Origin of the sequence: Neobacillus paridis (assembly GCF_016765675.1) — a bacterium.
GTDB lineage: Bacteria > Bacillota > Bacilli > Bacillales > Cytobacillaceae > Neobacillus > Neobacillus paridis.
This window is the reverse complement of record NZ_JAESWB010000168.1, coordinates 1-22,316: the sequence shown is the minus strand read 5'-3', so window position 1 is coordinate 22,316 and position 22,316 is coordinate 1. Positions and strand designations below refer to the sequence as shown.

The 22,316-nt window shown below is 40.4% G+C and carries 22 protein-coding genes and 1 pseudogene; 10 read left to right on the top strand and 13 right to left on the bottom strand.

The features are described from left to right. Nucleotides 1-4: 4 nt before the first annotated feature. Complete coding sequence (locus JK635_RS09060; RefSeq protein WP_202653637.1) at nucleotides 5-496, top strand: YajQ family cyclic di-GMP-binding protein; 492 nt, start codon at nucleotides 5-7, stop codon at nucleotides 494-496. A gap of 57 nt (nucleotides 497-553) precedes the next feature. Here the strand turns inward: JK635_RS09060 and JK635_RS09055 are convergent, their stop codons facing one another. Beyond that, nucleotides 554-2,080, bottom strand: coding sequence for an alpha-amylase family glycosyl hydrolase (locus JK635_RS09055; protein WP_202653636.1), 1,527 nt, complete (start codon nucleotides 2,078-2,080; stop codon nucleotides 554-556). Nucleotides 2,081-2,397: 317 nt separating this feature from the next. Here JK635_RS09055 and JK635_RS09050 point away from each other — a divergent pair, with 317 nt between their 5' ends. Further along, on the top strand, nucleotides 2,398-2,961 hold the full coding sequence (locus tag JK635_RS09050; RefSeq protein WP_202653635.1) for a DUF2777 domain-containing protein: 564 nt from the start codon (nucleotides 2,398-2,400) through the stop codon (nucleotides 2,959-2,961). 48 nt (nucleotides 2,962-3,009) lie between these two features. Here JK635_RS09050 and JK635_RS09045 read toward each other — a convergent pair whose 3' ends face one another. Both JK635_RS09045 and JK635_RS09040 read right to left on the bottom strand, forming a co-directional pair. Further along, a complete protein-coding gene (locus JK635_RS09045) occupies nucleotides 3,010-3,372 on the bottom strand; it encodes a YisL family protein (protein WP_202653634.1) in 363 nt (120 codons plus the stop codon). Between the two features lie 105 nt (nucleotides 3,373-3,477). Next, nucleotides 3,478-4,386: a fumarylacetoacetate hydrolase family protein gene (locus JK635_RS09040; protein WP_202653633.1), complete on the bottom strand. Its 909-nt coding sequence runs from the start codon at nucleotides 4,384-4,386 to the stop codon at nucleotides 3,478-3,480. 144 nt (nucleotides 4,387-4,530) lie between these two features. Between JK635_RS09040 and JK635_RS09035 the strand changes: the two genes are divergently transcribed. From JK635_RS09035 to JK635_RS09010, 6 genes are all read left to right on the top strand, one after another. Beyond that, on the top strand, nucleotides 4,531-4,752 hold the full coding sequence (locus JK635_RS09035; RefSeq protein WP_202653632.1) for a spore germination protein: 222 nt from the start codon (nucleotides 4,531-4,533) through the stop codon (nucleotides 4,750-4,752). Nucleotides 4,753-4,770: 18 nt separating this feature from the next. Further along, entirely contained in the window at nucleotides 4,771-5,025 is a 255-nt protein-coding gene (locus JK635_RS09030; protein ID WP_202653631.1) for a spore germination protein GerPB, read from the top strand. 46 nt (nucleotides 5,026-5,071) lie between these two features. Next, nucleotides 5,072-5,674 (top strand): spore germination protein GerPC, encoded by a 603-nt coding sequence (gerPC, locus tag JK635_RS09025; RefSeq protein ID WP_202653630.1) that lies wholly within the window; start codon nucleotides 5,072-5,074, stop codon nucleotides 5,672-5,674. Continuing rightward, entirely contained in the window at nucleotides 5,671-5,853 is a 183-nt protein-coding gene (locus JK635_RS09020) for a spore germination protein GerPD (protein WP_202653629.1), read from the top strand. The genes gerPC and JK635_RS09020 overlap by 4 nt, the downstream gene beginning before the upstream one ends. Before the next feature lie 2 nt (nucleotides 5,854-5,855). Next, a complete protein-coding gene (locus JK635_RS09015; protein WP_202653628.1) occupies nucleotides 5,856-6,245 on the top strand; it encodes a spore germination protein GerPE in 390 nt (129 codons plus the stop codon). 206 nt (nucleotides 6,246-6,451) lie between these two features. Continuing rightward, the gene (locus JK635_RS09010) at nucleotides 6,452-6,670 is read left to right on the top strand and encodes a spore germination protein (protein WP_202653627.1); all 219 of its coding nucleotides are present in this window, start codon (nucleotides 6,452-6,454) and stop codon (nucleotides 6,668-6,670) included. Nucleotides 6,671-6,689: 19 nt separating this feature from the next. Here JK635_RS09010 and addA read toward each other — a convergent pair whose 3' ends face one another. The 5 genes from addA to JK635_RS08985 form a co-directional block, all read right to left on the bottom strand. Beyond that, nucleotides 6,690-10,499, bottom strand: a complete 3,810-nt coding sequence (gene addA / locus JK635_RS09005) for a helicase-exonuclease AddAB subunit AddA (RefSeq protein WP_202653626.1) — start codon at nucleotides 10,497-10,499, stop codon at nucleotides 6,690-6,692. Further along, nucleotides 10,492-13,983 carry a helicase-exonuclease AddAB subunit AddB gene (gene addB / locus JK635_RS09000; RefSeq protein WP_202653625.1) on the bottom strand — a complete coding sequence of 1,164 codons (3,492 nt, stop codon included), beginning with the start codon at nucleotides 13,981-13,983 and terminating at the stop codon, nucleotides 10,492-10,494. Before addB ends, addA begins: the two co-directional genes overlap by 8 nt. 177 nt (nucleotides 13,984-14,160) lie before the next feature. After that, nucleotides 14,161-14,715 carry a signal peptidase I gene (gene lepB, locus JK635_RS08995; RefSeq protein WP_202653624.1) on the bottom strand — a complete coding sequence of 185 codons (555 nt, stop codon included), beginning with the start codon at nucleotides 14,713-14,715 and terminating at the stop codon, nucleotides 14,161-14,163. Then, nucleotides 14,715-15,371, bottom strand: coding sequence for a TVP38/TMEM64 family protein (locus tag JK635_RS08990; protein WP_202653623.1), 657 nt, complete (start codon nucleotides 15,369-15,371; stop codon nucleotides 14,715-14,717). The genes lepB and JK635_RS08990 overlap by 1 nt, the downstream gene beginning before the upstream one ends. Nucleotides 15,372-15,416: 45 nt before the next feature. Continuing rightward, the gene (locus tag JK635_RS08985; RefSeq protein WP_202653622.1) at nucleotides 15,417-16,352 is read right to left on the bottom strand and encodes an LCP family protein; all 936 of its coding nucleotides are present in this window, start codon (nucleotides 16,350-16,352) and stop codon (nucleotides 15,417-15,419) included. Between the two features lie 217 nt (nucleotides 16,353-16,569). Between JK635_RS08985 and JK635_RS26890 the strand changes: the two are divergent. Further along, nucleotides 16,570-16,759: pseudogene (locus tag JK635_RS26890) on the top strand (YhjD family protein); the annotation flags it as partial. A 19-nt stretch (nucleotides 16,760-16,778) separates the two neighbouring features. On the opposite strand, the gene JK635_RS08980 reads toward JK635_RS26890, so the two are convergent. Then, a complete protein-coding gene (locus JK635_RS08980) occupies nucleotides 16,779-17,345 on the bottom strand; it encodes a competence protein ComK (RefSeq protein ID WP_235888004.1) in 567 nt (188 codons plus the stop codon). A gap of 180 nt (nucleotides 17,346-17,525) precedes the next feature. On the opposite strand from JK635_RS08980, the gene JK635_RS08975 reads away from it, so the two are divergent. Next, complete coding sequence (locus tag JK635_RS08975; protein WP_202653621.1) at nucleotides 17,526-17,762, top strand: IDEAL domain-containing protein; 237 nt, start codon at nucleotides 17,526-17,528, stop codon at nucleotides 17,760-17,762. A 210-nt stretch (nucleotides 17,763-17,972) separates the two neighbouring features. On the opposite strand, the gene JK635_RS08970 is transcribed toward JK635_RS08975, so the two are convergent. The 4 genes from JK635_RS08970 to JK635_RS08955 all read right to left on the bottom strand — a co-directional run bounded on the left by JK635_RS08970 (nucleotide 17,973) and on the right by JK635_RS08955 (nucleotide 22,087). Further along, nucleotides 17,973-19,250, bottom strand: coding sequence for a M48 family metallopeptidase (locus tag JK635_RS08970; protein ID WP_202653620.1), 1,278 nt, complete (start codon nucleotides 19,248-19,250; stop codon nucleotides 17,973-17,975). Nucleotides 19,251-19,342: 92 nt separating this feature from the next. Beyond that, complete coding sequence (locus tag JK635_RS08965) at nucleotides 19,343-19,651, bottom strand: AzlD domain-containing protein (protein WP_202653619.1); 309 nt, start codon at nucleotides 19,649-19,651, stop codon at nucleotides 19,343-19,345. Continuing rightward, nucleotides 19,641-20,372, bottom strand: coding sequence for an AzlC family ABC transporter permease (locus tag JK635_RS08960; protein ID WP_202653618.1), 732 nt, complete (start codon nucleotides 20,370-20,372; stop codon nucleotides 19,641-19,643). Before JK635_RS08960 ends, JK635_RS08965 begins: the two co-directional genes overlap by 11 nt. Nucleotides 20,373-20,524: 152 nt before the next feature. After that, a complete protein-coding gene (locus JK635_RS08955; RefSeq protein ID WP_202653617.1) occupies nucleotides 20,525-22,087 on the bottom strand; it encodes a fatty acid--CoA ligase family protein in 1,563 nt (520 codons plus the stop codon). Between the last annotated feature and the right edge of the window lie 229 nt (nucleotides 22,088-22,316).

The following is a 22,316-nucleotide window of genomic DNA, read 5'->3' as shown; positions in this document are numbered from 1 at the left end:
GGCCATGGCAAAAGATAGTTCATTTGATATTGTATCGAAAGTGGATTTTTCCGAAGTCACCAATGCAATCACACAAACGATGAAGGAAATTACTACCCGTTATGATTTTAAAGGCAGTAAAAGTGAAGTTTCACTTGATAAAGAGGAGCTTGTTCTGATTTCCGATGATGAATACAAAATGGAGCAGCTAAAGGACGTTCTTCTTAGTAAATTAATTAAAAGAGGCGTGCCCATCAAAAACCTTGATTATGGCAAAATCGAGAAAGCTTCCGGAGGCACAGTCCGGCAGCGGGCAAAGCTTGTCCAAGGGATTGACAAAGAGAATGCCAAGAAAATTAATACAATCATTAAAAACAGCGGCCTAAAAGTGAAAAGCCAACTGCAGGATGATCAAATCCGTGTCAGTGGCAAAAGCCGCGATGATCTGCAAAAAATTATTTCCTTAGTTCGTGATGCCGACTTAAGTATCGATGTTCAATTTATCAATTATCGATAAGAAAAGCGCAAGCATTAGCTAAAATTGGCAGCGGTGAAAGTTCACCACTGCCTTTTTTTAATCAACTATCGTTCGATTTCTTCTTTTAAGAATAAATAATAAAAATACTAGGAATAAGACGACAACCAGCATTAATGATGCAATAAATGGTATATTTATCCCTGTTTTTTCGGCAAGGACGTAAAGCTCGGAAATGTCCCGATCGATAATGAGCACATACTGATCATTATGGCTGCGCACTAGGTCCCCATTCAACAAACCGCGCAGTTCTTTACCACCTTCAAGCTGATCAGTCGTCAAGGTAACCTTTTGTGATTTAGTCGTATTATTGATCGCAATGACAGTTGTTTCCCCTTTATAAATTCTCTTATAAATCATCATTCCATTTTGGTTATAAAGCATTTCAAACGTTCCCCGCGTTAAAGAGGGCAGCTGATTTCGCAATTCACTAATTTTACTGATGTAATCGATCAGTTCTTTTTCTGCCCGAAAATTCATCGGTTGTCGATTATCGGGAACTTCACCACCATTTAATGCAATATCCGTCCCATAATAAATGAACGGAATACCAGGCGTTGAAAATAAATAGGTTAACGCCGTTTTCCAACGGGTACCTGGAAACTGCCGCTTTTTGACAATATCGCGGGTAAATCTCGCCGTATTTTCGGTATCCAAAAAATTTACTGTAACATTGACTGATTGGTCATTTACAGCATCTGTATATTCTTCCGGTAGCGGCTGATTAGTCGCAGCAAAAACTTTGCGGAGCTCTTGACTGCGAGTAAAATCTAATACCGTATCCAAGCCGGCGTTTCGATAGCTTTTTACATCGATAACCGTTGCTTTTGCAGGAATTCCCATTAGAAAGAAATCCGCTTTTTCTTGTTTCATGGCAGCCGAGAAATCCTTCCAAAAGCTTAACGGCACATAATTTACCTCAGGGAGGGTATAGCCGTCAATATTTGTTTCTTTCATCCACCATTTCGCCGCATCGAGCAAATATTGTTTGACCTCCGGATTTTCCTGATTTAAATCAGGTAACCCATCAACCCAGCCATTTTCCGCCTCTTGCTGATTATTCCAGTTTACAGTACTTTTTTTCGGATGGAACCAATTCTGTTTCCCCGCATCACTCACCCATGGATGGCTTTTAGCAACATTATTGGTGACAAAATCAAGTAAAACTTTCATTTTCCGCTTATGAGCTTCCTTTACAAGCTGCTTGAACGTTTCAAGTGACCCGAAATGCTCGTCCACTTTATAAAAATCCGTGACCCAATATCCGTGATAGCCATTTTGGGCATTAGCGAAAATGGGTGTTAAGCGAATGGCCGTAAAGCCCATGCTTTGTATGTAATCTAGTTTATCAATAATTCCCTGTAAATCGCCGCCATTATACGCTAACGGTTCTCTTGTATTAACTCCGAGATCATTTTTCGTATCACCATCATTAAAGCGGTCAATCATAATGGAATAAATCGATTCATCTTGCCACAGGCGGTTTCCTTTGTTCATTTCCGCCTTAGCAGGAATGGCTGAAACTAATAACAAGCATATGAAAATAGGAATCATTCGTTTGAACATTCATTTACCCCCTCTTCCCTACAACCATTTTAATCTATGAAAGTAGTTATTCCAAATTTTATCTTCTTTTCTCCAAACTGCCCATTTTAATAGGCTACTACCATAACAAAGTATCAGAATGGCGAAAATCGGAATATTTTAAGATAGGGGAAATTAACTTGAATCTTAAACATTCAAATGAGATTTGATCAATCGGTTGACAGTTGCTGCCCCTCCTTTACACTTGTCACAAACAAAATTTTCCAACTATGATGAGTTATAAAATTCCAGGAAGATGTCTAAAAAGAAAAATGAAACATCTGACATGGAGGTTAACGATGAATCGACAACACCGAATGCACCTTTATGATATACAAAACAGGGCCTATACAGAAGGAACTGTTGAACAAATAAATGATCAGTGGATTTTTTTTGATGAGGAAACGGAAGAAGCTGTCATGTTGGAAGATTTTCTCCAGCAGGAAATGGAAATATACCGGCTGAATCGTTGGAAAAAGGGTATTTTATATGAAGCAGGAAAAATCCGCATTGGTAATGAGGTTATGATGCTTCGTGATCATGATCGTGTTAGAATTAGAAAGCATTTAATCTATTCACTAGAAAGGCTTTTAGAAGGAATCAACGATGATGCGTTTATCCAATTCGTCACAACGTTAAATTCATTGAATTTTTCCATTTTTGATTGTATTTATTGTTACAACCATTTATCTTTTCTATCTGATGAAAATCGTAAGGATGGAGTAAATTTTATGGTCTTCGATAATCAAAATGAAATTTGTAATGTACAGCACCATTTTTGTTATTATGAAAAAATAAATGACCGCTTTGAATTCACAATTAATACAGGTAAACGATTGATTATTGAAAAATTAATTTCCTAAAAAGAGAAGCTGTCAGATGGGAACCTCCATTTGACAGCTTTTTGTTTTTTATACAGGATAAAAAATGGACATTGGCAGCTTCACAAAGCCTAAATATAATACAAGCGCCCAGGCAATCACAAATTGGAACCAAAAAACGGAGGTCCTGCGCTTATTGGCAACTCGACTGAGAATGACTTCAAACAGACCGATAATCCATAAACCCACGACTGCTTTTAATATATACATCGCATTGATATTAGTTAATTTGAAGAGAAGCCCAACACCTGTAGCAACAATAATCAGATAAAGAACCCGTAAAATCATTTGCACCATTTTTGCCCCCTTCGTCTTTCCGTTAGACAGGAGAATAAGGGCAACAATAAATAATATAAGCGCTAACGCCCATGCAGTGACATGTCCATGTATCATATATTTTCCTCCTATGTAATAGTTCGAGACTATCATATCATAGGATTCTAAAAATTTCGAAGAAAAAGCAATTAATTACAGTGATAATGCTATTAATGATATTAATTAATTTTCAATCTCATTTACGAGGGTTCCGATTTTTTCAATTGTAATTTCCATTTTATCCCCTGGTTGTAAAAACTTTGGCGGTTTAAAGCCTTTCCCTACACCGGCAGGAGTACCAGTTGCGATGATATCTCCTGGTTCAAGCGTCATTCCTGCTGATAAGACAGAAATAATTTCTTCAACCGGAAAAATGAAATGCTTTGTATTGGAACTCTGTCTTACTTCTCCGTTTATTTTGGTTTCGATGTTTAAATCATTAGGATTATCAATCATATTTTTATGAACAATCCACGGTCCCAGGGGCGCAGTTGTGTCCAAACTCTTACCGATAAAAAATTGCTTATGCCTTGATTGCAGGTCTCTGGCGGTCACATCATTTAGAATGGTATAGCCAAAAACGTGGTCCAATGCTTCTTCGCGTTTAATAGCCCCTCCTTTTTTACCAATGATAACAGCCAATTCACCCTCATAATCAAGCTGTGATGTCAGATGTTGATGGTTTAACACTACTGCATTCGGACCGATGACTGTCGTCGGTGCCTTTGTAAAGACCATGACATGTTCAGGGATATCAGCTGCGCTTCCCAATTCAATCGCATGCTCAGCATAATTTTTACCTACACAAAAAATATTTTTCGCTGGTCTTGGAATCGGGGCAAGTAATGTTACCTCCTCAATTGGGAGATAAAAGTGAGCTGCTCCTTCCTGTGTTTGTACCCAATCGAGCAGTTGACTGACCTGATTAATAAACTCTTCTCCAGCGGCAATACAGTCAAGCATTGATGCTGGGAAACGCTTTTTCCCCGTTCTCGCCGCCTCTGCTTGATGTAGCACGAGGATCTTCTGCAGATCGTCATCAAGTAAGCCAACAAAAATTTCTGCCTCTTTTTTTGCCGTTACAAACTTCATATGAATCCCCCTCGATAAAATAGCTTCTTATTTAGAATAAAGGATATGAGACAATCTAACAAATATATTTTTTGGGCTAATTAATCACATTACTTTCGCCCATACATAGGATATGAATAGAAATATAAGGGAAGGGTGTTATTTATGCCAGCCATTGTAGGGGTAGCTCAGGTGATCACTCTTGGCAACAGTTCGGTTTTTCATATTGGCGATGTCTATAAAATTATGCCTTTCTCAAATGCAAAGACATTTTCGGGCGCAGGTTCCTTTAATACTGGTGAACGTTTGCGCGTCGATAATAACTTGAGCTCGACCAACACATTTGACCCGGATATGATGGACCAAAATAATGCTTTCAATATGTAATTTCTGGGTGGGCTGAAAATGAATTTTTATATCCAGCAGTCGATTCATATTAATACCATAAAAATTGGCGGTGTTACAAACTCTTCTGTCATTCAAATTGGCAGTGCCGGCATCATTAAACCGCAAGCAAACCTGTTTAATACCGGCGGCTTTCTCAAATCAGCACCGACTGCTATTAAACAGTTTGGGCTGACCCCTCCCACCCTACAAGAAATACCTTCTGTTCCATTGCAGGCACCTGTAAGGACTGCAGGAAAGGTAAACAGCAGTTAAGCGCCACGAAACGGCCCGAAAATAGATCGTGAATGGGGTGATCGACATGACTCAGGATCTTTACCAATACCTTCAATGGCTGCAGATGTGCATGCAAACACAGGAACAAAGAATTTCAGCACTTGAACAAACTATTCTTAAACTTCAACAACAAATCAAGAATTTAGATGAGAAAAAGGCCATCCACGTAGACAGAATCGAGTATAAATTTGATCAATTAAAGGTAGAAACACTAGAAGGAACGTTGAATATTGGCCTTAATCCAAATGATATGTCAGCAATTGAAGACTTTGCCGTACAAAATCAAACACTAGCCACCCCCTTTTCACCTGAAACAAACATGCGAAAATCGATGAAAATAGAAGAAGCGATTTATCAATATTTAGAGACGGAATTACCGCAAATGATTGAAAATAATCAAAGAAAATTATCCATTCCACCGAACGAATCCTATTTATCCTTCATTAAACAGGATATTATTAAACAGCTTCCCGCCAGAATTGATTATCATCTGAAAGCTAGTCAAGCAAGTGAGCAGCAAGTGACTGATGAGCAAATTATTGAATTATTAAAACAGGAAATTGAGAATGGCGTCTTTGTATTTCTAAATAATCTGCCAAATCATGTGAAAGGAATGAAAAATGAATGATCTTTGAAGTTTACAACCGCAATCTTTGTGTCGATAACATTAATATTACCGGGGTTGCCAGCTCCTCGATGGTCTTTGTGGGGGATACTGACACGATTCAACTCGCTTCCATTTTTGACACTCCGCCGGAATCCTTAATTATTGGACCATTTGTTCCGCTCGCGCCGGAAGTGAGATAAGTATGCCCGGTAGAACATCCGTTGTTGACAAGGCCAAAGTATTTATTGTTTCTTATTCTTCCATTTTTCAAATTGGCGACTCTCATTATATCTATAAACTATCACGTGCACTAGCGGTTCAACGGGAGGCTGAAATATTTTTTGGAGATGAAGGCAATTTTGCAGCCTTTCAAACCTTTACCCGCCCCATTTCCCCGCCTCCCATTGATGAACCTATTTCAATTGCTCACCATCACTTATCTCCGATCATCAAGGTTAACAATATCAATATCATCGGAATTTCTTCTGCCTCAATGCTTAATATCGGCAATAGTCATCATGTTGCAATGGAAGCAAGAATTAAGCATATACGCCAGCTTTTACCTACTGGGCATGAACAGGATATCGGGTAACCGCATATGTTACTGTATGGCTTATATCGGATTTTATCCCGCCTTAACGGGCAGTAAGACCCCTACCTCGAGAATCCCAGTTACAAGGAATCTAGGCGGGGGATCAACTGCCCGTAAAGGTCCGATTGGTTCAACTAACCATCAGTGGGGGATGAAGAAAACCCCACTGATGGAAGTTTCACTTTATCCAAAAAGGATGTTGTTTTATGCCAGCAATAATCGGTCCTGTACAAATTGTGAATGTTAGCGGTGGAGTGGTTCAATTCGGCGATACCTTATATATTTCACCAAAAACGTCAACTAAAACGTCTGCTGGGTCCGGAGGCTTTAATACCGGCGGGGTGATCGTGGCGAATAACGGATTAAGTGCAACAAATGTACTTGATGCAAATGTAATTGACCAGCCAATAGCGGGAAATAATTAAACAACAAAAGAAGACTGGCTCAAGAGTCAGTCTTCTTTAGCTTGTCTTTAGAATCGAGTTTAATGATGTGGGCTCCGTCAAAGAAGAATAAATACCTTTCCGTCACATTTCGTTTCCAAATTTTCTCGATAGCTTTTGTATATAAGTCAATTTGCACCTTATAGCGCGCTTCCAAAATCGATTTTGCCTGGTCAAAGCCACCCTTAAATCTGTCGGTAATGCTATCCGATTTATAATCGATGATCACAAGACCTTGTTCATCCTCAATCAGACAATCGATAATCCCTTGAACAAAAATGGATTCATCATCTTCCTGCCAATCATGGTACACCTCATCAGCCTTTAGAGACAATGTAAACGGCACTTCACGATGAACCGCATGAGCGGATAAGTATCTTTTTCCTAAATCTGTTTGGAAAAATTGCTCGATTAATTTGCTATCAATAACTTGAGCCTGCTCCTCAGTTAATAATTCTCGATCCACCATTGCCCTGATCTGTGCGGAAATGGCCGCTTCATTTACAGGTCTGGTCAAATCAAGATGCTGCATCACCATATGCATGGCTGTTCCCCGTTCAGCCGGACTCAAGGTCTTTTCCTGCATAAATTTGGGACGTTTGAGAATCGGCTTTTTATACTTTCTAATAAGATCTGTCCCACTCTGTTCGTCTGCCATTTCCCGTTGACGTTTTATTTCGGAAACAGATTGCTTCGACCGATGCGTTGCCGCACTACGAAAAGGATATTTCCACGAAAGTCTTTCGTTTATTTCCTTGGCAAACGGTGAGGTCAGCGGGATTGTTTGTTCTTCCTTTACTAAGCGAATAAAATCATTCTCCTGTAAGTCATCCTCCATTTCCTGTTCCTTAATCTCGCTGGCCGCCGTCATAATAATTTTCCAGGATGAAGGATGCTTTCTAATCTCTTCCGGAACACGCTCATACATTTTTTCAGTAATTCTTAATACCTCACAGTCTTGATGACGCACCAATGCAGGGCCAATCCAATCAAGATAACTGGCAACAGCTGCGCGCCTGTAATCCTTCAGCAGCCATTCTTGATGATTGACATCCTCATTCCATTGCCCCATCGTTTTTGCGGCATCTTTAAGCGTTGCAGTCAAATAGAGTTTTTCCTTCGCCCTGGTCAGCGCCACATATAAAACACGCATTTCCTCGGCCAGCATCTCGATTTTCTTTTTACGTTTAAAAGCAAGTTGCGGTAACGATGGGTAGGAGATCCGCTTTTCCACATTTACATACTTGGCGGCAAAGCCGTACTCTTTATCAAGCAAATACGGTTGCTTTAAATCCATCATGTTAAATTTCCGCGCCATTCCTGCAATAAATACAACCGGAAATTCCAGACCCTTACTGCTATGAATGGTCATGATCCGGACTACATCTTCTTGCTCCCCTAAGGCACGAGCCGCCCCAAGATCATCGCCTCTATCAATCATGCGTTCGATAAATCTTAAAAAACGGAATAAGCCCCGAAATGATGTTTGTTCATAGGCTCTCGCCCTGTCATACAGAGCCCGTAAGTTTGCCTGGCGCTGTTTTCCACCTGGGAGCCCTCCGACAAAATCATAAAATTTCGTATCTCGATACAGCTGCCAAATTAATTCTGAAAGTGAACCTTGACGGGCCATGGTACGCCATTGTTGTAAAGCTGTATAGAATTGGCAGACCTTATCATAAAAGGCTTGTTCTGCTTCATTCGTTTTATCAAGGCAAAAGGAAGCGACCGCATCCCAAAATGAACCGCGCTTTTGATAAAGCCGGATTCTTGCCAGCTCTTCCTCATTTAAACCGACAATGGGCGAACGCAGAACGGAAGCCAGCGGAATATCCTGAAATGGATTATCTATGACTCTCAATAATGACAGCATGATGGCAACTTCAGTCGCTTGAAAATATCCGGTTGATAAATCAGCATAAACCGGGATACCTTGCTGCTTAAACTCTTCGATCATTTGCGGCGCCCAGGTAAATGAGCGAAGTAGAATCACGATGTCACGATATTTCAGCGGCCTTTCCGACTTTGTTTTCGGATTATAAACAGGGGCCCCATCCGCCACCAAATCCTTTATTTTTGCCGCAATTACCCTTGCTTCCAGTTGGGACTGTTCAAGATCAGCCTTATCAAACACATCTTGTGCCGCTTCGGCTTCCGATTCGTTCTCTGTCTCTTCCAGCGTATCCTCCTCTTTCTGATCAATCAAAATAAGCTCAATTGGAAATTGTTCGGCTTCAGGATATGGCGCCCCATTTCGCAATTCTGCCGCTTCGTCATATTCGATTTCGCCCACTTTTACGCCCATTATTTGTTTAAACAAGTAATTGACGCCTTCGAGTACTTCTTTACGGCTGCGGAAATTACGTGCTAAATCAATTCTTAGCCCTGATGCATCCCCATCAGGCCGGAAGCGATTATATTTCGATAAAAATAAATTCGGTTCGGCCAAACGGAAGCGATAAATTGACTGTTTCACGTCCCCGACCATGAAAAGATTTCCTGCTGCCTCCTCATCTTTCGCAATTAGTTTTAAGATTGTTTCCTGAACCATGTTCGTATCCTGATATTCATCAACAAACACTTCTTTAAATTGCCGCCGATACGAAAGGGCAGCCTCTGATGGGATAAATTCCCCCTCGGAGGTAACTTCTTTTGTTAAAATCTCAAGGCAATAATGCTCCAAATCAGCGTAATCGACAAGCCCCTTTTCCTTTTTGGCGCTTTCAAAGCGCTTGGAAAATTCTTTCACCAGATTCGTTAGCGTTGCGATTAACGGGTACATCTCTGTCATGTCGCGCAAAAAGCTTTCCGGTTTGCGGGAAAATAATTCCGTCTGTAGCATCTGAACTTTTTTCTTTGCCTGCTCTCGCAGCTTCTGTGCCTTTGCTGTCAGTTCTTCATGATACTCCCCTTTTTTTAACCTTTTTGCCGTCGAAAAGGTCACGCTTTGCATCGCTTGATAAAGGGTTTCCCAAGAGTCCTGTTTGGCTTTGATTAACGTATCAATAATATGCAGATCATCCAAGAAGTTTTCCGCCCTTGGTGCCGGTCCGTCCGGAAGCTTGGTGATTTCTAAGCCCTGGATGATCATTTCCCGGGTAGCTTCCAGCTGTAATCCAATATCAAACCGGAGGGCTTGAGTAAATGGCAGTTCTTCCATATTTTTAATGTTAGAAACATTATACATTTCTGCCATTTTGTTTAAATATTTTTGCGGCTCCGGGTTCGCTTGGGCAAAATCATATATCGTCTGAACAATCGTCTCTAAAGCGGCATCACTGCGATCGTTCGTGAAAGCATCCACCAAGCTGAAAAATGCCTCGTTATCCTGCTTCCCATATTCAGCTTCAAACAGCTCATCGATAACTTCATCTCTCATGAGTTGTGCCTCTGTGACATCAGCAATCCGAAATCCCGGATCAACATCTATTAAATAATAATACTTGCGAATGACCTCCATGCAAAAAGAGTGAAGGGTAGAAATAGAGGCCTTATTTAATAAACTCAGCTGCTTTCTCAAATGACGGGAATGGGGATCATTGTCAATCGCTTTTTCCAGCGCCTCACCGATCCGGTTTCGCATTTCTGCCGCCGAGGCGTTCGTAAAGGTAACGACTAACAATTCATCCACATCGATCGGGTCGGCTTGAGAAAGGATTTTTTGGATAATTCTTTCGACAAGAACTGCCGTTTTTCCAGAGCCGGCAGCAGCAGCGACAAGAATATCTTTATCTTTTGCCATAATCGCTTTCCATTGGTCGTCCGTCCAGGTTACATTTTCAGGCTTTGCCGGAATAACCATATTACTCATGCTGTGCGGCCTCCTTTCTTATCTTCTCTATAACGCTATCCTTAGAATGCGCCGTGAGGATTCGGTAATGATTGGGTTCAATCGATTCATCAAATTGGCATACCGATTTGAAAGGGCAGAAGGTACAAGGTGTTTTGTTTTTCAATTTATACGGGGAAATATTCGTCTCTCCGTCAATGATGGCATTCCCAGTTTTCTGATAGATTCCTCGTACATACTTCCTAAGATCGGCAAATTCCTCTAGTGTGGCAACCTTTGATTTTTTCGATAACTGTCCATCCTTTTTGATCCCGGCAGCAATAACCTGTGAATCCCCGGAATCCAGGGATTGATCCATTAACCGAATAACATCAGGGTCACTCACCATTAAGCCGTTCATTTTAAATTTTTTCAGAATCTCCGTTTCAATTTCATCGTTTGTCAACATTTTGGTCGCATTCACAAACGGATTGTGAACATGAAAATATAGGACACCGGCCGGATTTGCCTTTATCTCTACCAATTCTTTTGAATGAGTTATGACAATATCAAGATAGGTCAACATTTGCAGAGCCAGCCCATAATAGACCTCGGTTAAATTGACATCCTTTTCACTTGATTTATAGTCAACGACCCGTAAATAGATATTATTATCCTCTGCCTTGGCCTGGTCAACCCTGTCAATCCTGCCGGCTAATTCCATCTTCTTTCCATTTTTCAAAGCAAAGGATAACGGCGGCAGTTTCCCTTTTGGACCAAAGCTTAATTCCAACCCAATTGGTGAAAAGCCGCTTACCTTCGCATGTTCACTTAGGACGAGCGAGGCACGGGTAATAATTTGTTCAAGCTTCAGTCTAATATAATGATGGCGCTGAGAGCTTAGGAGAATTTCATTTTGCAGCTTTGGCGCCAGTGTTTTAACCGCTTCTTTGGCCAATTCCTCGCATTGCTGTCTAGTGAGTCCCGCCCAGGACAGCTTCTGCTCATTGACGATATCGGCAATTTGCTTCAAGGCGGCATGAAATAATTCCCCGATATCAGGGGCTTGCAGTCGAAATACTTGTCTCTCCCTTAACTTCAGGCCATGCTGAGCAAAATGGGAGAAGGCACAGGAGTTATAGAGTTCCATCCTTGAAACACTTGCTTGGATTGTTTCTCCATATAATTCTTCTGCTGTTTTTTGGGAAAGCTTAACAGTCTGATTCGTGTAAAAAAGACTTGAGAATACTTTTTGTGCCTGTTTTCCCCCTGGACTTGCGATGTAATAGTTGTACACATCCCACCACAAATCAGAAATAGGGTAATTTCGCTTTTTCAATTGCAGCTGTGCATTTAAATAAGCGAGTGTAGTGGTTTCATTAGCGACAAAGCTTAGCTGCTCTGCCTCTGAAAGTTCCGAAGGGTCGGTAACATAAAAATGCTCGACTGCATCGGGAAACATGTCTTTTAATCTTTTAATATAAGATGAGGGTATTAATGATTTTCCTTCTTCATTTGCAAGCGGATAACTGACATACAGTAATTCAGACGGTGCCGTAAAGGCTTTATAGGCTAAAAAGTTTTCATCCAATAAGCGAATTTTGCTGCTCGGAGCAAGGGTAATGCCATTGATTAACAGCATTTCACGATCTTCGTCTGATAATATTCCTTCATCGGAAACCTTTGCCGGCAAAACTCCCTCATTGATGCCCACCACAAAGACAACTTTCATCTCATTTAGCCTTGATTTTTCTAAATCACCGACTAATACCTGGTCAAGGGCAGGTGGAATAAGGGAAAAATGTAATGATTCAAACCCGGCCTCAAGGATGTCGGCAAATGACTTTAATGACACCTGGTCATCTCCTAAAACCTCCACATATTGATCGAGAAGATCGATGACAGCATTCCAAACTTGTTCATGCTCCCGGGCTTTAATCAGATTGCCAGACTCTTCAGCAGCCATTTTCCAGCTTTCCAATTTTGTCGGAATATCTAATTCCTCTAAAAATAAATAAATGGCTTCACAAAGTTTTCGCCCTGTATCGGCCCGTTTCAGGCGTCGTGATAACCGCATTAACGGTGCCGTAATCATCAGTTTTAATTCATTTAACTCTTGTTCCCATGCTTTTTCCGCATCTGTCTGGACTTTTGCTTCCATTTCCAGGCCTCTGATGTTCCGATATACCCAGCGATCCTTGCTTGTCCATTTGCGGCCATTTATTCCGTAAGCCAAAACATAGTTTTCAAGCTTGTCCATTTTCTCACGCATATCCCCGATAGTTCCATCAAGCGGATAAATTAATTCCGTTTTGATCATCCGAAATATCGGTTCATAGCGCCAATAAGAATAAATTACTTCAAGACTGGAACGGATTAATTCAATTAACGGGTGATTAAGCATCGTTCTTTTTTGATCGATAAAATAAGGGATTTGATAATCATTAAAAACAGGCTCGACAATCTCATGATAATCGCCGCCATTCCTGATTAGTATTGCAATATCACGGTAGCGGTACCCTTTTGTCCGAACTAATTGACGCATCTCGCGGGCAATTCCCTCGATTTCGGCACGCCGGTTAACCGCTTGACAAAGATGGATGTCAGTTTCACCATGAAAGGCTTGAACAGGACGATCATCAAATTTCTGCTCTAAATGCCTTAGTGATGGACTGTTCCATTTTTTTGGTTGTTGTAAAAATACTGGCTGTTCCAGTTCAATCTCAAATTCATGGGCGATGTCAAAAAGGATATGACAAGTTTCATTTGATGCCCGAAATAAATCCAGTTCATCCTGGATCCTGGCAAAAGCTGATTCATCTGTGGTCATGGCAATGGATACTCTGTTGCAATGCTTGGCCAGCTCGCCAATGATTTGATATTCTTGCGGTGAAAAATGATCGAAACCATCGAGATAAATTTCTGCATCACGTAAGTAAAGAGAGGCTGCTATTTTTTCAGCAAGCAGGCGAAAATAATCTTCGGAATCAACATATTTTCCAAAGATTTGATCTTCAAATTCTCGATAAATTAATTCTAAATCATGCAGTTTATCTTCCAATGCCTTGGAAGCAAAATGTTCTTCAGAAAATTCTAACCCACCGGTCAGTTCCTCCGGTCTGATACAATAACGCTTGAATTCCGTCACCATTTGCTCTAATTGTTCGATAAATCCGGTCTTGTCGACAGCCCGTTGAAAGAGCTTCAATTCCTCTTTCCGCTCGTCAATAATTTTGCGGAGCAGCATATTTATCCCAACACTGCTTAGATGCAGCCTGCTTATGCCGCCAGTTTCCTGGAGAATTCGCCATGCCAGCCGTGAAAAGCTGTACACCTGTGCCCGAATCATACCAGCGATGGACGGATCGGTTGCCAGAAGGTATTCTGATTGAAATGTCATCTGTTCTGGAACGATATAAATTAGTGGCGGACCCTCCGGATTTTCAATTAGTTTCCTGCGGATCTCGTTGTGGAACATCGTGGTTTTACCACTTCCGGTACGCCCGATTACCATCCTTAATGACATGTGCAAACCTCACTTTCCCTTCATCAATTGTCTACCTTTCATTTTAACACAAATAAGCACAAATGTTTGGATTTGTGCGAAATAGATTATAGCCAGAACTGGAAAAATTCTTTTAAACTTAATTTTTTACAACCCAAATGCGCAAAAAAAAACACGATATTGCTATCGTGATATTGTTTAAAAATGAACATCCATTTCATTTAGCGGCCAGTAGCGGAGGTCGACTTTACCAACCACTTGGCTGATAGAGATAAAACCGAAGTGACGACTATCCCAGCTTCCTAAACGATTATCACCGAGGACAAATAATTTCCCCTCAGGAACCGTATCCTCACCGGTAATTTCCTTCAAACTGAAATCACCCGTTATCTTTACACCAGGAGATTTTTGTTTATAAGCATTTAAATATGGCTCATTTATTTTCCGGCCATTAATATACAATTGATCATGACGATATTCCAATTTATCACCCGGCAGCCCAATAATCCGTTTAACAAAATCTTCTTTTGCATTTGCGTGAAAAACAATTACATCAAAACGTTTAAGGTCGCTGACTTGATAACCAAACTTGTTCACCACCAGCTTGTTACCGTCTTGCAGCGTCGGCATCATCGATTCGCCTTCGACAACATAATTGGAAAAGAAAAATGCACGAATAAAGATAAAAATAATAATTCCAATGGCGAATGCTTTTAGCCATTCCCATCCTTCTCTTTTCCATTTACTCTTCATCAAAGCCCCCTCCGTTTCGCGATCTCATTGTTTTTCTCTGTTTCCCCATTTTGTCCTCCTGAATAATTCCGATTTAATCTGGCTTCGATTCTTTTTCCAACAAACCAAAGAATAAATATCACCACCAATACTTTAGCTGTTTGCAGCGGCTGGGTGATCAAAGCACGAATATCATAGCCGATATAACTGATGGTAAAAATCATCACCATTTTTCCAATACAGACTGCGAGTATGTACTGGGCGCGGCTAATTTTGGAGAGACCGGCGACAATGTTTACCACAGCTGAAGGAGTAAACGGAAAACATAGCAATAAAAATAGCGGACCAAAGCCATGGCGTTCCACCCAATCCATAAGCTTGGAGACTTTCGGATGTCTTCGCAAAAAGGCCAAAAGCCTTTTTTGTCCGTACTGCCTGACCAGTGAGAAAACAAGCACAGCCCCAATACAGGCCCCGAGCCAGGAATATAAAAATCCTAACCAGAGCCCGAAGGCATTGGCATTTGCCATTACAAAAACAAACAAAGGGAGAAACGGAAAAAAGGCTTCAAGCACTGGCAGCAATATTCCCGGTAGTGGTCCAAGAGTACGATATTCCTGTATGAGATTCATGATATTTTCTAGTGTAAACCAATCCTTTAAGATTTCAAAATCCATCCGTTTTCTCCTCTTTTTAACTCTATTTTAAAGACAACCTTGCGATTATTTTGTAATAAATTGGTGAAGAGCTTGTTTATTTTTTTCAACATTTATATCAAGGACTAGCCCTTCCCCTGGTACCCGCGGCTCGGTAAAGCTATTGTCAATAGGAATCCTCAGCGTATCTACTTTTCCGCTTTTGTCAGATAAGAAATCTTTACCCATAAATAAAATATCCGAGGTCTTCATATTTGTATTGACGTAAGGAGTAACAACACCAATTAATTTTGGAAGCTTGGCAATCGTTTTGAAGCCGCTTAATTGGTCTTTTATTGCTCTCACCGTCTTTTGCTGACGTTCAACACGACCAAAATCACTCATGGCATCGTGACGAAAACGAACATAACCAAGTAATTGTTTTCCGTTTAGTCTTTGCCGGCCGGGTTCTAACGTTACACCGATGTTTCTCTTCATTTCTTTCTCCACATCGATTTCGACACCATTCGGGAATGCTTCGTCAATCAGCTGCTCAAACCCTCGAAAGTCAACAATTGCATAGTACTGCGAATCAAGATCAAAATTTTGCTTAATCGTTTGTCTAAGTAAGTCCGGTCCTCCATAGGCAAAAGCAGCATTAATTTTATGTTTGCCGTGTCCCGGAATCTCGACATAGCAATCCCTCATAATGGAAGTAAGTTTAAATGTTCCTTTCTTCTGATTAAAATGCGCAATCATGATGGTGTCAGAGCGGGATGTTTCTTTTCCCCGTGCATCACTTCCAAGCAGCAGGATATTGGTATCCCCATATTGATCCTTTTGACCATTGAAGGAATAATTAACCTTTGAAGGATTAGTCTGCAATTGTTTTAATGATTGGTTTACTCCTTGCTTGTATTGAAAATAGGAATACCCAATTCCCACACCAAGCAACAGTAAGAAAATGAGCAAAATTTTGGTCCATCGCCCTTTTTTCTTTACTTGATGTTTATCCGATCTCATGATTAATCACCTATCCGTCCAACGTAATTTTATTTTACTATATATTTGACTATATTTAGGCTTGCAAGGTTTCTTTTTTTTCATTTTTCCCTTTTTAGTATCCCGCTATTTATGGCAGCATCCTAATGAAATAATTGGATAAAATTAAAAATGCCCGCTATTAAGCGGACAATAATTAGGGAGGTGCTCTCTTTTAACTGGCAGCAGGGGGGTTTAGAGGGAATTAGCTGAGGCAAAACAATACATGAAAAAACATAAGATGAAAGTGATCGAAACAAAACGGGACGATGCTTTTACTATGTATTTGTTTATTGATCAAGGCTACGAAGGAAAATCACAATTACTTTAATCCAAGAATCCGCAATAAGGTTCAAGAGTTAATGGAGGCCTATTTTCTGAAAAAACATCTGTCCCGCAAGGTAAGAATTATTGCCCCTTTGAAAAAATATCTTCCCTGTACAGGCTGGAGCTTTCCGATGCCTGCGATGATTTTGGGCCATGCAATAAATAAAATGACTTTTTCTGATTGTTTTCAATTCTTTGCAACAGCTTTGTCTCTAATAAAGCTGTTCGCAGCATTTGCGTTTCAATTGTCCCAAAGGAAACCGGAAAAATATGCGATTGTTTGTTTTGGAAAGTAATGAGCGTTTGATGTGGTCCAAGACGGCGGTAATTCTCAACATGCTTATGAGCAATCCAAATACATTCGGGACGGGTTGGTGATGTCGTTGGGAAAAAGAAAAGATGGTTTGTTGGCTCTATTGCAATTGGAATTTTTCGATTATAACCAATTAATAGACTGGTACCTTTCTTTCTGCTCTCATAGCTAACCCCAAAATAGTTACAGTTTTTCTTAATAAGATCGAGCGGTTTAAAAGGAGATAAATATTCATCGTCAACTTCCATCACCTTAGAATACAGTTTGCTGCCATACTCAACAGGCAAAATAAATAACGTGCAGGAATTAATTTCATAATCCTCAATCCGATTCAACCTTTTCAGCTCCTTTTTCTTTATCCATCGACCATATCTTACCACTATTACCTATTCATTTCCTCCTGATTTCTTTTTGTTGCTAAATTATTCACAAATTGATTTTTGCAAAATTTGAAATATTAATCCTAAAATTTCAAAAACCCCATATAATTTAAAAAAGCAACAGAGGTGATTTTCATGAAAGAAAAGTCATATGGCGAATTAATGAAAATTGCTGCTATGAAACGCAACCAGAAAAAGGATAATTTTGTCCAAAATCTTTACATCGAAATACTCCTATCAGAAATTCAGCTTACCAGTGAAAGAGAAAGGATATTACAGAAAATTGACGCGGCCATTGACAACCGGGACAAAAAATCATTTCTGCAATTAACCGATCAGCTCAAAGAAATTAACAAAAGATTTGGAACCTGAAACCGTCGACATGACGGTTTTGGTTTGTTAATAGAAAAGCGCAAGCGCCTTCGGAACAAGCCCAGCTTGTTCTTACGAGGCTTATTCTCTCAGTAGCTTTCCTTAGTGGTCATCCCCGACAAGCAAATGTTCTTCTATCCTAAAAGTCCGTTTTTTGACTTTTTACCCGAAACAAACAGAAAACAAGCTGAAGACAAAAACGTCTTCAGCCTATTGTTCTTTATTCCGTTGTTGGATCTCATATTCCTCCAGCTTAGCAATGCGGTCAAGCATCGGCGGATGGGTATAGCGGAAAATTTTCACCAGCAGCGGCGGGTTCACTTGACTTAATCCCGAGCGGGTTAATTCCTGAAATGAGGTAATCGCGGCATTTGGATTTTTCGTCATCTCAATGGCGTATCGGTCGGCCCTTGTTTCCTGATAGCGTGAGGCCAGGTTCGTAAACGGGCTGGCTGTAAATAACAGGATGGAGAGAATCATAAAAAATAATGGCAGTGACTGGATATCACCGACATCGTTAATTTTTAATTCTTTACCCCAGCGGTCAACAGCCCAATTCATAATCCTATAGATTAAATACAAGCCCAGCAAGGAAAGCAACAGATAGCCGCCCATCCCCCAATAGATATGCTTTTCCACATAATGGCATATTTCATGAGCCATGATAAATAAAATTTGATTATCTGACAGCTTATTTAAAGTAGTATCCCAAAGCACTATTCTAGCGTTCCCGCCAATACCGGTGACATAAGCATTCATCGCATTTGTTTTTTCTGCCATGTTGACTTCAAAAACATGCTCTGCAGGAATCTGAGCCTTATGCGCAAGTGTTAATATCTTTGCTTCCAGTTCCTTGTTTTTCAATGGATAGAAATCATTATATAATGGGTCGATTAACACCGGCTGAACAAACATCATAAAAATGGTAAATGGCACCGAAAGAAGCCATCCGTACAGCCACCAGCGTTTGTTGCTCTTTTTCATCAACCAGTACAATACCGGCACAATTATTAACCATGTTCCAAAATGAATCCAAAAATCGATTAATTCATCTTTCATCCAAGAAGGGAAGCTTTGAGTTGAAATATGATAGGTTTTTGAGAAAGAATAACTGATATAGTTCAGTGGGAACGTGGCCATAAAAGCAAAAAGCGATAGCCAAAAAAGATAAATGGCTGTCTGAACAATCTTATACTTGGCTGAACTGGCAGCCCAGCGCTTAAACACCCTTGAGAAGCCGAATAATAAAATCAGAAAGTACAATACCCATTCGAACGGGGTACTTAAGAAAAACAGCAGATTTTTTATTTTCGAATACTCTTCACTTAAGCTAAGTTCCCGGCCATTTAAAAAAGTGGCTGGATCTGCTTTTGTGCCTTGATATTCAAATGGCAGCTTAGGCTCGGCAAAATAAAATAAATACCAATAAAAAAACAGTCCGTATAGGACATATCCCAGAACGGCGAAAACTCCCATTTTTCGCACCATGCTTTGTCCCCCCTTTTGTACAACCTCTTTATACTTAGTTTAGTTAAAAAACCAAGAATTAGAACATAAAAAAAGCCAGTGAAAATTCTGGCTTACATGAAATAGGAATATACTGTTAGAACAGTGATTGAACTCAAAACAACAAAGATAACATTAGCACCTAAATAAGAAGCAAGGAATGCGGTGCATGCGCCTAAAACGCCATACCAGAGATCGTCCTTTTGGATAAAAATAATGGCGGGAAAAATAAGTGCGCCAAGCGTAGCATAAGGCACATTTTTTAGCACTCCTTGAACAAACGGCGGCAGTTCTTTTCCTTTAAACAGCAGGAACGGCAGCATCCGGGGAATATAGGTAACAAGTCCCATACCAATGATCATCCAAATGATTTCACTCTTCATCGTCAACCCCCCGATAGCGTTTTTTGAGCACTTCTGCGATTTCGATGATAATACTTGATAAAAGCGTCGCTGTGACAATTGCCCAGCCTTGAGCCATGATCTCGTTTATTGTCAAAATAGAATTAAAGACGGCGCCAAGCACAGCCAAAAAGACCACTTTCATGCTTACTTTCATCGATGGTACCAAAAGACCAATAAACATCGCATATAATGCCACTCCCATACTTTCCTGTAAGGTTTGCGGCAGGCTTGCCCCAATCAAATGGCCTACACCCGAAAAAACCACCCAGCTAGAGTAGGCGACAAAGTTAAGACCCAGCATAAAGCCAGTGGTAATTGGCCCATCTTTTGTCGCCGCAACAGAAAATGTTTCATCAGTAATCCCGAAGGCATAAATAATCTTATTTATGAGTGGATCATCATCAGATTTCTCATTTAAGGTTGCGCTCATTAAAAAATGTCTAATATTTACAATAAAAGTCGTTAAAATAATTTCAAAAACTCCTGTCCCGTAGGCAATAAGGCTTAGTGATATGTATTGGGATGCACCGGCAAAGACAATCATGCTCATTAAAACCGTTTCCGTAAGCGAAAGTCCGGAAGTTTTCGCGAGCAATCCAAACGTCAAGGCTATCGGAAAGTAACCGATTCCGATACTAATACCTGATTGAAGCCCTTTTTTAAATTGAGACGAGTCTTTTTCCATGACCAAATCGGCCAATCTACTCCCCCCTTTTCTTCTGTCTCATTTAAAAATAAATTTTAACAAATTTTCAGAATAAAAGGAACAAAAAAGCACCACAGTATCAAGGACTGTGGTGTGGCAAAATTTTATACTTCTTTCAAAAAAGGCAAGCCTTTTAAAAAATTTAATTAGTTTCCAACAGTATGGGTTACCTGTTTCTTTAGGGCGCGTCTGAGAATTTTCCCGGTAGTATTTTTCGGGAGCTCTTCCAAAAACTCAATGGTGGATGGAACCTTGTATTTTGCCAGATGTTCCCTACAGTATTCCAACAGTTGATCTGAAGTCAAATCTGGGTTTTTACTGACAACATAGGCACTGACTACCTCCCCCTGATTGGGGTCGGGAACACCAAGAACAGCTACCTCCACGACGTCCTTATGATTATAGATCACTTCTTCTACTTCACGTGGATAGACATTATATCCGCCGACAATGATTAAATCTTTCTTTCGGTCAACGATATAGAAATAGCCTTCCTCATCCATTCTCGCCATATCACCAGTATAGAGCCATCCGTCTTTTATGGCTGCTTGCGTTTCTTCCGGCATTTTATAATAACCCTTCATCACATTGGGACCGCGCACAATGAGTTCGCCCACTTCCCCTACAGGGACCTCTTCGCCAAGTTCATTGACGACTTTATTCTCGACATGAAGAATCGACGTTCCAATCGATCCAGGCTTTCGCGGGCGATCTAACGGATTAAAACAAGTTACTGGCGATGCCTCAGATAAACCATACCCTTCGGAAATCACAACATTGAATTTTGCTTCGAAATTCTTTAATAAGGCGACTGGAAGGGATGCCCCACCGGAAATACATAAGCGGAACGTTTTTAAATCCTCGGCATTCCCATCAGGATATTGATACAGAAAATTATACATGGTTGGTACGCCGGCAAAAACAGTAGCTTCATATTTCTTCGTGATACGAAAAATTTCTCTAGGACTAAATTTCGGAACGATTAATATCGTTGCCCCGCTTAACAATGGTGCATTTAATGCCACCGTTAAACAAAATACATGGAACATTGGCAAAGTTGTAATAACGCGATCATCATTGTTCATCCTCAGATAATGACCAACATCCTGGGCATTGCTGAATAAATTTTTATGGGTCAGCATGGCTCCCTTCGGTTTTCCAGTCGTCCCCGAGGTATAAAGGATGAGCGCTGTATCCTCATCTTGGAGCTCAGGTCCTTGGTAGCTCAAATCACCGGAGTCAACGACTGCTGTAAACGATTTCACTTTTGGGTAGATTGAAAGCTGCTCTACCCCAGGCTGCCCTAATCCATTATGCTCCGTTTCACAGATAATATAATGCTCGACTTTCGGCAATTGGCTATGGACCTTTTCTGCCAACGGAATCATCATATCAAGTCCAACCACTACTTTGACGTCTCCATTGTGTAAGATATAGCCGATTTCATCTGCCGTATAGATTGGATTTACCGGAATTACAGTTGCCCCTGCCCGTAATGCCCCGTATAAGCTGATGACAAAATGTGGTGAGTTCCCCAGCAATAGTGCAATATGGTCCCCTTGTTTTACCCCCAGTTTCTCAAGACCTGATGCAAACTTCGTGATTGCCCCATCCAATTCAGCATAGGTACAAGGCTTATCCAAAAAGTAATAAGCAATCTTTTCAGCTGAAGCCTTGGCCGTTTCGTGAAGTTGTGAAGAAAGATTCATAACTCGCTCCCCTTTGTTGAATGAATACTCATTCATTTTTAGTTTAAATTTTCTAAATATATTATATTGAATGAATTTTATCTATTCAAGTAAAATAGATAAAATGTTTGAGTCAAGTATTTGTGGGCAGTTTTTTTATCCCCACAGAAGTGAAAGCGGATTCACTTATTTAGAGTGCTCTCTTGATAGAAAATTTGTCTTTTTTAAAAACCGGCCAACTCTTTTAATG

What these genes read in the sequence shown, in the direction of transcription:
- JK635_RS09060 (WP_202653637.1), top strand. Translation starts at nt 5, where the DNA reads ATGGCAAAAGATAGTTCATTTGATATTGTATCGAAAGTGGATTTTTCC.
- JK635_RS09055 (WP_202653636.1), bottom strand. Translation starts at nt 2,080, where the DNA reads ATGTTCAAACGAATGATTCCTATTTTCATATGCTTGTTATTAGTTTCA.
- JK635_RS09050 (WP_202653635.1), top strand. Translation starts at nt 2,398, where the DNA reads ATGAATCGACAACACCGAATGCACCTTTATGATATACAAAACAGGGCC.
- JK635_RS09045 (WP_202653634.1), bottom strand. Translation starts at nt 3,372, where the DNA reads ATGATACATGGACATGTCACTGCATGGGCGTTAGCGCTTATATTATTT.
- JK635_RS09040 (WP_202653633.1), bottom strand. Translation starts at nt 4,386, where the DNA reads ATGAAGTTTGTAACGGCAAAAAAAGAGGCAGAAATTTTTGTTGGCTTA.
- JK635_RS09035 (WP_202653632.1), top strand. Translation starts at nt 4,531, where the DNA reads ATGCCAGCCATTGTAGGGGTAGCTCAGGTGATCACTCTTGGCAACAGT.
- JK635_RS09030 (WP_202653631.1), top strand. Translation starts at nt 4,771, where the DNA reads ATGAATTTTTATATCCAGCAGTCGATTCATATTAATACCATAAAAATT.
- gerPC (WP_202653630.1), top strand. Translation starts at nt 5,072, where the DNA reads ATGACTCAGGATCTTTACCAATACCTTCAATGGCTGCAGATGTGCATG.
- JK635_RS09020 (WP_202653629.1), top strand. Translation starts at nt 5,671, where the DNA reads ATGATCTTTGAAGTTTACAACCGCAATCTTTGTGTCGATAACATTAAT.
- JK635_RS09015 (WP_202653628.1), top strand. Translation starts at nt 5,856, where the DNA reads ATGCCCGGTAGAACATCCGTTGTTGACAAGGCCAAAGTATTTATTGTT.
- JK635_RS09010 (WP_202653627.1), top strand. Translation starts at nt 6,452, where the DNA reads ATGCCAGCAATAATCGGTCCTGTACAAATTGTGAATGTTAGCGGTGGA.
- addA (WP_202653626.1), bottom strand. Translation starts at nt 10,499, where the DNA reads ATGAGTAATATGGTTATTCCGGCAAAGCCTGAAAATGTAACCTGGACG.
- addB (WP_202653625.1), bottom strand. Translation starts at nt 13,983, where the DNA reads ATGTCATTAAGGATGGTAATCGGGCGTACCGGAAGTGGTAAAACCACG.
- lepB (WP_202653624.1), bottom strand. Translation starts at nt 14,715, where the DNA reads ATGAAGAGTAAATGGAAAAGAGAAGGATGGGAATGGCTAAAAGCATTC.
- JK635_RS08990 (WP_202653623.1), bottom strand. Translation starts at nt 15,371, where the DNA reads ATGGATTTTGAAATCTTAAAGGATTGGTTTACACTAGAAAATATCATG.
- JK635_RS08985 (WP_202653622.1), bottom strand. Translation starts at nt 16,352, where the DNA reads ATGAGATCGGATAAACATCAAGTAAAGAAAAAAGGGCGATGGACCAAA.
- JK635_RS08975 (WP_202653621.1), top strand. Translation starts at nt 17,526, where the DNA reads ATGAAAGAAAAGTCATATGGCGAATTAATGAAAATTGCTGCTATGAAA.
- JK635_RS08970 (WP_202653620.1), bottom strand. Translation starts at nt 19,250, where the DNA reads ATGGTGCGAAAAATGGGAGTTTTCGCCGTTCTGGGATATGTCCTATAC.
- JK635_RS08965 (WP_202653619.1), bottom strand. Translation starts at nt 19,651, where the DNA reads ATGAAGAGTGAAATCATTTGGATGATCATTGGTATGGGACTTGTTACC.
- JK635_RS08955 (WP_202653617.1), bottom strand. Translation starts at nt 22,087, where the DNA reads ATGAATCTTTCTTCACAACTTCACGAAACGGCCAAGGCTTCAGCTGAA.